Here is an 8157-nt window from a genome sequence, read left to right as displayed (position 1 = left end):
TTTTTAATGTGAACTTTGTATGCATAGTATGTTTTCTGGGGTTATAACTTAATGTCTGCGTTCTCAGAGCGATCTCCGAGGCTGGCCGCCCAGCTGACTATTTTTGTTACTTCTGGGCGTTTTACGTTCCATAGTTGATCGTGTTCTTGTTGTAATTGCAAGTAACCTTCGCGGGTAACTAAATTTGTTTTCATGGTGAATTCTTTATTAACTCTAATGGTGTGCACGTTATTAAATTTGCCAAAACTTGTCGAGCGTAAAATGTAATAAAGTACGAGTAAGGAAGCTTTGAAATGTTCAGTAACAATCTAAGCAAGTAATTAGTTTTTGATTATTAAGTTTTTCATTTATATTAACTAGTAATTGGATATAAAAATAAGAAAGAGATTATGGGACACGAGACCACAAAAGTATTAGTTGTTGATGACGATATGCGCTTACGCAGTTTGCTTGAACGTTACTTAGTAGAGCAAGGCTTTATTGTTAGAACCGCAGGAAACTCGGAGCAAATGGATAGACTCCTAGAGCGCGAAAACTTTCACTTAATGGTTCTCGATTTAATGCTCCCAGGCGAAGATGGCTTATCTATTTGCCGCCGCCTACGCCAAAAAGAAAATGAAATTCCTATTGTTATGCTTACTGCAAAGGGCGACGAAGTAGACCGTATTATTGGTCTTGAACTTGGCGCTGACGATTACATTCCAAAACCATTTAATCCACGTGAGCTACTTGCTCGCATAAAAGCAATTTTACGCCGCCGCGCAAAAGAAGTGCCAGGTGCTCCTGCTGCTGAAGAAAACTTAATCGCTTTTGGTAAATTTACGCTTAATTTAGCAACGCGCGAAATGAGTGAAGGGGATAAAACAATATCGCTTACCAGTGGTGAGTTTGCAGTGCTCAAAGCGCTTGTTTCGCATCCGCGTGAGCCACTTAGCCGCGATAAGCTAATGAACTTAGCGCGTGGGCGTGATTACAGTGCGCTTGAGCGAAGTATTGATGTGCAAGTGTCGCGACTTCGCCGCATGATTGAAGTAGATGCTGCTAATCCGCGATATATTCAAACCGTTTGGGGTTTGGGGTATGTGTTTGTTCCCGACGGTGAAAAGTAATATTTATGGGCATGTTTCCGCGCAGTGCTTTTGGGCAAACTGTTTTTTTAGTGGCGGCTTTGTTGCTAATAAATCAAATAGTGTCTTATGTTACGGTTAGTTTTTATGTTGTAAAACCAACTATTGAGCAAGTTAACTTGATGCTTGCTAAGCAAATTAAAACGGTATTTATTGACTGGGAAGATGGCGTTGAAATAAACGACGAAGTATCTGCGAAGTTTTTTGAAATTACCGGCATTGAAGTGATGACTCAGCGCGAAGCGATGCGTCAAGGGCTTGGGCAAAGCCGCGAATATTCTATGCTATCGCGTAGCATGACTGAGCAACTTGGTGGTTATTCTCGTGTACGTATTAGCCAAACTGATCCATTGATTTATTGGGTTGAAGCACCGCAAGCGCCAGGTTATTGGGTAAAAGTACCGCTTAAAGGCTTTAAAGAGAATAACTTAGAGTTTTTAACTTTTTACTTATCAAGTATTGGCTTTTTAAGTGTGCTGGGTGGGTGGTTGTTTGCAAGGCACCTTAATAGGCCATTAAAAGCACTGCAACAAGCTGCAGTAAAAGTAGGTAAAGGCGATTTTTCTACCAAATTAGAAGAAGAAGGCTCAACAGAAGTAATAGAAGTAACGCGCGCGTTTAATCAAATGTCGCGCGGAATTGCCGCACTTGAAAACGACCGCCGTTTACTAATGGCTGGTGTATCGCATGATTTACGTACGCCGCTTACGCGTATCCGTTTAGCCACCGAAATGATGGTTGATGAAGACGACTATCTTCGTGAAGGTATTATTTACGATATAGAAGATATGAACGGGATTATCGATCAGTTTATTGAGTATTTACGCCACCATAAACGTGAAGAGCTAAGTTGCGAAGATATAAATGCTTTAGTTGCCGAGGTTGTAAATTCTGAGCTTCAGCATCAACGTACTATTACGTTTAAAAGTAATCCAAATATAGGCAATATACCCTTAAGCTCTGTGGCTATTAAACGTGTAATTACCAACATGATTGGTAATGCGCTGCGTTATTCTGAGGGCGATATTGAAGTACTTAGTTACTTTAATTCAAACAAAAAATATGTAGTTATCGCTATAAACGATAGTGGTCCTGGGATCCCTGAAAACGAATTAGAGTCTGTGTTTGAGCCCTTTAAGCAAGGCGATGCTGCACGTGGCAGTGAAGGTAGTGGCTTAGGCCTTGCCATTATTAAACGCATTGTTGATATGCACGACGGTAAAGTAAAACTAGAAAACCGCCCAGAAGGCGGTTTGAGTGCACAAGTATATTTGCCAATAAAGGTATCAACCCCTGCATAGTAAATGCAGGGGGCCCATCATATTAAAGTGCTTTAAAACGAATAGCTGTACCGCCACTAGTGGCTAATTTAAGCGTTAGTTTATCGCTTGCAGTTACAATTCGTTTTTCGATAGCTATATCGTACGGATTGTTTTTCCACTCTGCGTTTTTACCATCTTTATAAATTTGCGCTTCAAACTTTTTGCCCTGCTCTAAAAAGTCGAGTTTCACCTCAATTGTTCTGGCTTTTTCGTCAGTAACAGCACCTAGGTACCAATCGTTTCCTGAGTATTTAGTGCTTTTACGTTCTTTACGAGCGAATACAATAAAGTCGCCTACTTCGCCATCAAGGGCAATACTTTGCTGCCAATCTGTTGGTACGTCTTGAATGAATTGAAACGCATCGGGCTTAGCCAAATAGTTTTTAGGTAAGTCGGCAGCCATTTGAATTGGGCTATACAAAACAACATAAAGTGCGAGTTGTTTGGCAAGTGTAGTTTGTGGGCGGTTTGTATCGCCTCCTAAACCATTAAAGCTCATATCAAAAATACCTGGCGTAAAGTCCATAGGGCCAGAGAGCATGCGGGTAAAGGCAAGCATTGGTACGTGTTCTGGTGGGTTAGGAGGCGAACCCCATGCATTATACTCTTGTCCGCGTGCGCCTTCGCGCGCGATCCAGTTTGGGTAAGTACGGCGCAGGCCTGTATCTTTAATTGGCTCGTGAGTATTAATGCTAATTTTATGTTTAGCCGCAAGCTTTACGTTATAAAGGTATTCGTTAACCATAAATTGGCTGTCATGCCATTCGTGGCGCGCAATACCGTTTTTGTCTATACGTTTTATATTTCCGCCATCGGCTACATAACCTGTTTTTACTTGGCTGACGTTTGATTTTTCGTAAAGGGCAAAAGCATCTTCCATTTGGTCACGGTAGTTGCTTACATTGCCTGATGTTTCATGGTGGCCAATGAGCTGTACGCCTTTTTCTTTGCCGTATTGAGTCAGCGCTGCTATATCAAAATCGTCGTACGGTTTGGTAAAGTTAAATACATCGCCATTAAAATACCAATCGCCATCCCAACCAATATTCCAGCCTTCAACGAGTACACCATCAAAACCATACTGCGCTGCAAAATCCATATAGTATTTTGTGGTTTGCGTAGTGGCGCCGTGTTTTTTACCGCTACCCCAAGTTTGCGTGTTTATATGCATACCCCACCAGATACCCACGTATTTGCCAGGCTTAACCCACGACACATCACCGAGTTTATTAGGCTCGTTTAGGTTTAGTATTATATCTGAATTAACTAAGCCAACAGCGCTGTCGGCTATTTGAATGGTGCGCCATGGTGTTTTAAAAGCACCTTGCTTTTTAACGGCAACACCATCTGACCAAGGGGTTAAGTCGGCTGTAAATGTGCCTGGACGGCGCTGATTAAGCACCATACCCGCGTAATCAACAAGTGCGGCTTCATGAATGCTAATATGAGTACCGTCACTTGTTTTAAACGTAAATGGTGTGTGAGCTAGTGGAGCTTCGTTAAGTGGAGTAGTGTTGTAAACATATTCGTAGCGGTTCCAGCCACGAGCAGGTATCCACCATGCTGTTGCATCATGGCTATTGTTTATTGCAAATTCAGTTAACTCTTTGGTTATTTCTGTATGTTCGAACCCGGCTTGTTGTGGTACTTCGTATCTAAAACCTACACCACTATCAAATGCTTTAAATCGAATTGTGTAGGTACCTTTATTTGGCTCATTTTTTGTAAAGGTAACGGCTACTTCGTTATATTCGTCAACAACGTTTTGGCGTTCGCCCCAAGGTTGTTGCCACTGTGAGTTAACGCTTTGTTGTTCAATGCTTTTAATTTTAAAGCCGTCGCTAAAAGCTGCTTGTGTTTTAAATTCAAACCCCAGTAAAGATTTGTTTATAACCGCTTTGTTTTTAAATTTTATTGCGTAGCTTGGCGTGTTGTTTTCGTCAGAGATGCTTACTGTTATTTGTGTGTCTGGCGATTTTAGCTCTACGGTTTGTCCGTAGCTATTACTAGCAAAGGCTAAAAGCACAAGTGCTGGTATTCTCATGGTGTGTCCTTAGATGAGTCGGTGGTGACATCTAAGGATAATGACTGTTGATGATTAATACGACTGCTTACATACGTATTCAATGTTTTAAAAAATAGAAAGAATTTGGTGGCTTAATCGGTCTATAATGTAAACAAATTGATAATAGCGACAAGAAAATGATAAAAAGCTTACTTTGTGTATTTTTACTAAGTGTTAGTACTGGAGTTTTTGCAGCAAATATTACAATTAAAAATGCTAATAATGACCCATTACCTAATGCTGTTGTATGGCTAACTGCAGGAGATTCCTCTAGCGTTATTCCTCCAGAAGCACCTTATGCGATGACCCAGCAAAATCGAGAATTCAAGCCGCGTATTTTAGTTGTCCCACAAAATGCAAAGGTAGAGTTTCCGAATGCGGACTCAATCATGCACCATGTTTATTCATTTTCTAAAGCTAAAACATTTGAATTAAAGCTATATAAGGAGCACCCAAAAGCGCCCATTACTTTTGATCAAACAGGGGTCATTGAGCTTGGCTGTAACATTCATGATTGGATGTTAGGTTATATTGTGGTGGTCGATAGTACTATTTTTGCAATCACTGATGAAAATGGTCATGTTGATTTAAATGCCAATGTAGGCGAATACACGAAGTGTTTGGCATTCTGGGTTTAGTGATATTAGTAAGGTTGAATCTCAAACTATTACTGTGGCTACTAACCCGATCACTTATAAAGTAAAGCAGAAAATTGCGGAGCAAATTGACTTTGCTACGGATGAATTTGATGACTATTAATCGCTTAACGAGGCTGATATTTTTAGCCGGTGCTTTATGTTTTAGTAATGCATTGTATGCACAAGTAAAAGGCTTGTTACAAATTAGAGCCGTGCAGGGTGACGATATACGTAGCTTTCAAGAGGGCGGCCTTGGGCTATATCGGCACGATACTAAAAGCGACGAACTTATTTTATCCCAAGGTATTTTAAATTTTAATGTTGATTTAGCATCTAGTTGGTCGGCTCATGGGGTGTTAAATGCGAATCAAGATCCTGACGTTGGCCTTGGTTTTACGCAAGCTTATGTAAAGTATCAGCCGCTATCTAACAGCAACTATAAATGGCATGTGCGTGTAGGGGGCTTTTATCCACTTATGTCGCTTGAAAACCCTGATATAGGGTGGACTTCTCCTTATAACTATACAAACTCAGCTATTAATAGCTGGATAGGCGAGGAAGTACGCACTGTTGGCGCAGAGGTAACTATTAAGCGCCCAGCAAAACGTTTTAACAGCGCTCATAGCTTTAGTTTTGTAGGTGCTACATTTAAAGGCAATGACCCTGCCGGTACTTTACTTGCTTGGCGTGGTTTTGCATTACACGATAGGCAAACTACATTTAACGAAAGTGTTAAATTTGCGCCTGTAGCGGCATTAAATGCGTATGAATTACGCTGGCAAGCTAATCAGGTTTTACCGTTTGAAGAAGTAGACGGACGTTTTGGCTATTACGCTGGCGTACATTGGGATTACTTAAAAAATCACAATTTCGAATTTATTATTACAACAATAACGGTGACCCAACCACACTTAATATTAGTACAGGGCAGTATGCTTGGGATACTCGCTTTACAAGCGCCGCTTGGCTTTATAAGTTTAATAATAAAACCCGCTTTATAGCACAGGTACTTAATGGTAAAACCGAAATGGGCGCTAATGCTTTAATAGATAATGCCTTTTACAGCCATTATTTAATGTTAAGCCATAAAGAAGGCAAGCATCGAGTTTCTGTACGCTACGATTACTTTAAAGTGACAGATAACGACACCACTGCGTTTGATCCTAATGCAAGCAATGGGGAAGGTTTAACCGCAACATGGCGCTACCAGCTCACTAATAAACTACAAATAGGGGTTGAAGGTTCTGCACTTAAAAGTGTTGCAAAAAATAGAGAGCCAATTGGATTTAATGAACGAATCTCGCAGCAGCAAATAATGCTAAACGCTCAATGGCGATTTTAGGTTTTATAAACTAGATTTATTATCAAAAAGGTAGGTATTAAATATGGTTTTTTTTGGAGTAAGTAATGAATTTGAATAGTATCCGCGTCAAAGTCTCTTTTCCTATTGTTATTTTAGGTATTGCTATCTTGTCGTTAATTATTGGGTATTCATACTTAATTAACTTACAAAAAAATGCATTAGATGTGCAATCCGATAAATTTATTAAGGCTGTGTCTCTTGCTTTGAGTGCCGACAGGGATTTGTATCAAGCAAAGGTTGCTGAGTTAAATTTAGTCGCACATAACGACAATAAAGAAGCTTATTTGCAAGAACATAAAGAAAATGCTGAGCAAGTAACGCAAAGGTTAGAGCAGTACTTAGCTTTGTTATCGGACTATCCAAAAGCTATAAATGGGCTTCGCGGTTTTGATGGTGCTTATAATACTTGGTTAAACGCTTCACTGGCCTATATGAATGATAAAACAAATCTAAAAAAACAGTCTCAATCAGAAAAAGCATTTGACGAATTAAGAGCTACGCTTGATCAAGCTGGTGAATTAGCAGAGCAAACATCGGTTGAAGAAGTTCAAAAACTATCAGACACAATTGCTTCAACTAAGTTAACTATGCTTATTTTTGTCATATTAATTTTATTAGTGGCGTGTTGGTTTAGTTACCTTATTCCTAAGCAATTAACACAGCAAATTAACTATGTAACTTCTCGTATTAACGATATAGCCTCTGGTGATGGCGATTTAACTGGCAGGATCGCTATAACGTCTAAAGATGAGTTTTCTGAACTTGCAACGCAGTTCAATCGTTTTCTCGACAACTTACAGCAATTAATTCGCGATATTTTAGAGCAATCAAAAGAACTAAGTGAATTAGGAGGTGAGTTAAGTCAGGTTGCAAATAAAAACAATGCTGTAAATCAAACGCTCAGCCAAGCCTCTGAGTCAATAGTAAGTGCAGTGCATGAGATGAGTGTAGCAAGTAGAGAAGTTGCAGGTGTTGCTCAGCAATCATCAACAGAAGCTGATAAATCGTTAAATTTAGCTCAGCAAGGACTAACAGCGGTTGCGCACTCTAGTTCTCGTATTATTTCTTTGTCGCAAAATATGGAGCAAGCTATGGCGCGCTCTACAGAGCTACAACAAAGTTCTGATAACATTGCCAAAGTACTTGAGGTTATTCGTGCAATTGCAGAGCAAACAAATCTGCTGGCGCTTAATGCTGCTATTGAAGCCGCGCGAGCTGGTGAATATGGCAGAGGTTTTGCTGTAGTAGCAGATGAAGTAAGAACATTGGCTACACGCACGCAAGTAAGCACAAACGATATTCAAAAAATGATAGAGCAATTTGCAACGAGCGTAGAACAATCAATTAAAGCGATAGATGAAGGTAAGCAATTTGCAGATGATGCGGTTGGCTCGTTTAGTCAAACTAATGATGTGCTTAATGCAATGCAAAGCTCGTCTACTAAAGTAAATGATATGGCGATGCAAACAGCGCAAGCGACTGAAGAGCAGACAACGGTTGCAGATGAAATAAGTCAAAACCTATCATCATTAAACGATCAAACTTTAGAAGGGGGGGCGCTTGCTCGAACTACTGAGGATGTATCTAAAAAAATGAGGGCGTTCAGAATTCTGTGTCAGCCTAAATTGCTAAATATCTAGCA

At 40.1% G+C, this 8157-nt stretch carries 4 protein-coding genes and 3 pseudogenes; 5 read left to right on the top strand and 2 right to left on the bottom strand.

What is annotated here, in order from left to right:
• Positions 1–53 precede the first annotated feature (53 nt).
• Positions 54–194 (bottom strand): annotated as a pseudogene (locus tag GQR53_RS19910) (transcription elongation factor GreB); the annotation flags it as partial.
• A gap of 195 nt (positions 195–389) precedes the next feature.
• On the opposite strand from GQR53_RS19910, the gene ompR reads away from it, so the two are divergent.
• Positions 390–1109 (top strand): two-component system response regulator OmpR, encoded by a 720-nt coding sequence (gene ompR, locus GQR53_RS19905; protein ID WP_002959552.1) that lies wholly within the window; start codon positions 390–392, stop codon positions 1107–1109.
• 5 nt (positions 1110–1114) lie between these two features.
• Positions 1115–2428 (top strand): two-component system sensor histidine kinase EnvZ, encoded by a 1314-nt coding sequence (gene envZ / locus GQR53_RS19900; protein WP_165745017.1) that lies wholly within the window; start codon positions 1115–1117, stop codon positions 2426–2428.
• A gap of 22 nt (positions 2429–2450) precedes the next feature.
• Here envZ and GQR53_RS19895 read toward each other — a convergent pair whose 3' ends face one another.
• Positions 2451–4493 (bottom strand): glycoside hydrolase family 97 protein, encoded by a 2043-nt coding sequence (locus tag GQR53_RS19895; RefSeq protein ID WP_165745016.1) that lies wholly within the window; start codon positions 4491–4493, stop codon positions 2451–2453.
• Positions 4494–4651: 158 nt separating this feature from the next.
• Here GQR53_RS19895 and GQR53_RS19890 point away from each other — a divergent pair.
• From GQR53_RS19890 to GQR53_RS19880, 3 genes and pseudogenes are all read left to right on the top strand, one after another.
• Positions 4652–5273 (top strand): annotated as a pseudogene (locus GQR53_RS19890) (methylamine utilization protein).
• Positions 5263–6494, top strand: a pseudogene (locus tag GQR53_RS19885) (hypothetical protein). Before GQR53_RS19890 ends, GQR53_RS19885 begins: the two co-directional pseudogenes overlap by 11 nt.
• A 65-nt stretch (positions 6495–6559) precedes the next feature.
• Positions 6560–8155, top strand: a complete 1596-nt coding sequence (locus GQR53_RS19880; protein WP_165745015.1) for a methyl-accepting chemotaxis protein — start codon at positions 6560–6562, stop codon at positions 8153–8155.
• Positions 8156–8157 lie beyond the last annotated feature (2 nt).

The organism is Pseudoalteromonas sp. Z9A6 (assembly GCF_011378805.1).
GTDB classification, from domain to species: Bacteria; Pseudomonadota; Gammaproteobacteria; order Enterobacterales; family Alteromonadaceae; genus Pseudoalteromonas; species Pseudoalteromonas distincta.
This window is presented reverse-complemented; position numbering and strand designations above follow the sequence as displayed.

What these genes read in the sequence shown, in the direction of transcription:
- envZ (WP_165745017.1), top strand. Translation starts at nt 1,115, where the DNA reads ATGGGCATGTTTCCGCGCAGTGCTTTTGGGCAAACTGTTTTTTTAGTG.
- ompR (WP_002959552.1), top strand. Translation starts at nt 390, where the DNA reads ATGGGACACGAGACCACAAAAGTATTAGTTGTTGATGACGATATGCGC.
- GQR53_RS19895 (WP_165745016.1), bottom strand. Translation starts at nt 4,493, where the DNA reads ATGAGAATACCAGCACTTGTGCTTTTAGCCTTTGCTAGTAATAGCTAC.
- GQR53_RS19880 (WP_165745015.1), top strand. Translation starts at nt 6,560, where the DNA reads ATGAATTTGAATAGTATCCGCGTCAAAGTCTCTTTTCCTATTGTTATT.